The sequence below is a fragment of the Polaromonas sp. P4_F4 genome (assembly GCF_056401355.1).
In genome coordinates this window covers 1-1,452 of record NZ_JBFUJO010000066.1, presented here as the reverse complement: position 1 = coordinate 1,452, position 1,452 = coordinate 1, and the positions used below count along the sequence as shown (strand labels likewise).

Annotated in this window: 2 protein-coding genes; both read right to left on the bottom strand. The window is 64.2% G+C overall.

All coding sequences use genetic code 11. The features are described 5' to 3' along the window. A partial coding sequence (locus AC1DUR_RS25780) for an electron transfer flavoprotein subunit alpha/FixB family protein (protein ID WP_477722389.1) occupies positions 1-770 on the bottom strand: 770 nt, incomplete at its 3' end. Next, positions 771-1,452, bottom strand: a 682-nt coding sequence (locus AC1DUR_RS25775; protein WP_477720840.1) for an electron transfer flavoprotein subunit beta/FixA family protein, incomplete at its 5' end; no start/stop codon positions are given.

The following is a 1,452-nucleotide window of genomic DNA, read 5'->3' as shown; positions in this document are numbered from 1 at the left end:
GCGATGTACAACTGCGGCGCCACGATCTTGCCGGTCTGGCCCACTTGCCAGTCGTTGGGGGCATAGCCCGCGTCGACCGCGGCACGCGAGGCGCCCAGGGCGGCGCCCAGCTTGTCAGCCAGCGGCAGCATGACTTCGTTGAACTTCTCGGCAGAACCGAGCGCACGGCCGCCCGACACGATGATCTTGGCGGCGGTCAGCTCGGGGCGGTCGCTCTTGGCAATCTCGGAGCCGACAAACGACGATTTGCCGCTGTCGGCCACGCCGGCCAGCGTTTCCACGGCAGCCGAGCCGCCCGTGGCCGCTGCCGCATCGAAGCCCGTGGTGCGCACAGTGATGACTTTGGTGGCATCCAGGCTCTGCACAATGGCAATCGCGTTGCCGGCATAGATGGGGCGCTCAAAGGTATCCACCGCATCGACCTTGGTGATGTCGGAGATCTGGCCAACGTCCAGCGTGGCGGCCACGCGCGGGGCGATGTTTTTGCCCGATGCCGTGGCCGGAAACAGGATGTGCGAATAACTGCCGGCGATGGCGACCACCTGCGCGGCCATGTTTTCAGCCAGGCCGTGCTCAAAGTGCACGCCATCGACGTGGATGACTTTGGCCACACCGGCTATTTTGGAGGCGGCCTGGGCTGCAGCTTCGGCACCCTTGCCGGCGACCAGCACATGCACCTCGCCACCACACTGGGCGGCGGCGGTCACGGTGTTGAGGGTCGCGGGTTTGATGGCGTTGTTGTCGTGTTCGGCAATTACAAGTGCGGTCATTTAGATCACCTTCGCTTCGTTTTTGAGTTTGTCCACCAGGGCGGCCACGTCGGCCACCTTGACACCGGCGCTGCGCTTGGGCGGCTCGCTGACCTTGAGGGTCTTGATGCGTGGCTTGACGTCCACACCCAGGTCTTCCGGCTTGACGTTGTCCAGCTGCTTTTTCTTGGCCTTCATGATGTTGGGCAGCGTCACATAGCGCGGTTCGTTCAAACGCAGGTCGGTGGTGATGATGGCGGGCAGCGTGAGGGCCAGCGTTTCCAGGCCGCCGTCGACTTCGCGGGTCACTTTGGCCTGACCGCCTTCGACTTCCACCTTGGAGGCAAAGGTGGCTTGCGGCCAGCCCAGCAGGGCCGCCAGCATCTGGCCGGTCTGGTTGCAATCGTCATCAATCGCCTGCTTGCCCAGAATCACCAGTTGGGGCTGCTCCTTGTCGACCAGCGCCTTGAGCAGCTTGGCCACGGCCAGCGGCTGCAGCTCTTCGGCGGTCTCGACCAGGATGGCGCGGTCGGCGCCGATCGCCATGGCGGTGCGCAGGGTTTCCTGGCACTGCAGCACGCCGCAGCTCACGGCGATGACTTCGGTCACGACGCCCTTTTCCTTCAGGCGGGTCGCCTCTTCGACGGCAATCTCGTCAAACGGGTTCATGCTCATCTTGACGTTGGCGATGTCGACGCCGGTG